At 48.7% G+C, this 1,035-nt stretch carries 9 tRNA genes; all 9 read right to left on the reverse strand.

The annotated features are described in order from the left end of the window. Positions 1-194: 194 nt before the first annotated feature. The 9 genes from ACWM35_RS25035 to ACWM35_RS25075 all read right to left on the reverse strand — a co-directional run bounded on the left by ACWM35_RS25035 (position 195) and on the right by ACWM35_RS25075 (position 986). A tRNA-Ala gene (locus ACWM35_RS25035) sits at positions 195-270 on the reverse strand. A gap of 17 nt (positions 271-287) precedes the next feature. Then, a tRNA-Pro gene (locus tag ACWM35_RS25040) sits at positions 288-364 on the reverse strand. A 3-nt stretch (positions 365-367) separates the two neighbouring features. Next, positions 368-444 (reverse strand) — tRNA-Arg (locus ACWM35_RS25045). Positions 445-458: 14 nt separating this feature from the next. After that, positions 459-547, reverse strand: a tRNA-Leu gene (locus ACWM35_RS25050). A 10-nt stretch (positions 548-557) separates the two neighbouring features. Then, positions 558-629, reverse strand: a tRNA-Gly gene (locus tag ACWM35_RS25055). Positions 630-642: 13 nt separating this feature from the next. Further along, positions 643-727: transfer RNA gene (locus tag ACWM35_RS25060), tRNA-Leu, on the reverse strand. Between the two features lie 14 nt (positions 728-741). Further along, positions 742-817, reverse strand: a tRNA-Lys gene (locus ACWM35_RS25065). Positions 818-825: 8 nt separating this feature from the next. Continuing rightward, positions 826-901 (reverse strand) — tRNA-Thr (locus ACWM35_RS25070). Between the two features lie 9 nt (positions 902-910). Next, positions 911-986 (reverse strand) — tRNA-Val (locus tag ACWM35_RS25075). Positions 987-1,035: the final 49 nt, after the last annotated feature.

A 1,035-nucleotide genomic window follows, 5' to 3' on the forward strand; every position in this document is an offset into this window, starting at 1 on the left:
AGCCAGGATCAAACTCTCCAAGAAAGTTGATATAGCTCATAAAGTTACGTTGGCTTAGTTTCTATAGTAGAAACTAAAATATTATTGTTTGTTGACGTTTTTGTTTGTTTAGTTTTCAAAGAACAATACATTGTCACAACAGCGACTTTTCTATATTAACAAGTTTATATTATCTTGTCAACATAATATTTTTTTGGTGGAGCCTAGCGGGATCGAACCGCTGACCTCCTGCGTGCAAAGCAGGCGCTCTCCCAGCTGAGCTAAGGCCCCATAATTCATGAATGGAATGGTCGGGAAGACAGGATTCGAACCTGCGACCCCTTGGTCCCAAACCAAGTGCTCTACCAAGCTGAGCTACTTCCCGATATGGCGCGCCCGAAAGGAGTCGAACCCATAACCTTTTGATCCGTAGTCAAACGCTCTATCCAATTGAGCTACGGGCGCATAATTAAATTAAATGGTGCCGAGGACCGGAATCGAACCGGTACGGTAGTCACCTACCGCAGGATTTTAAGTCCTGTGCGTCTGCCAGTTCCGCCACCCCGGCAAAAATCGAGAGCGGAAGACGGGATTCGAACCCGCGACCCCCACCTTGGCAAGGTGGTGTTCTACCACTGAACTACTTCCGCGTATTTGGTTAAATGGTGCGGGTGAAGGGAGTCGAACCCCCACGCCTTGCGGCGCCAGATCCTAAGTCTGGTGCGTCTGCCAATTCCGCCACACCCGCATATATATTTAAAATGGTGAGCCATGAAGGACTCGAACCTTCGACCCTCTGATTAAAAGTCAGATGCTCTACCAACTGAGCTAATGGCTCGTCTAAAATGGTGCCGGCGAGAGGACTTGAACCCCCAACCTACTGATTACAAGTCAGTTGCTCTACCAATTGAGCTACCCCGGCAAATATATATGGTGGAGGATGACGGGATCGAACCGCCGACCCTCTGCTTGTAAGGCAGATGCTCTCCCAGCTGAGCTAATCCTCCATATAACAGCCTGGCAACGTCCTACTCTCACAGGGACAAAGTCCCAACT

It is taken from the genome of Neobacillus sp. K501 (assembly GCF_053749995.1).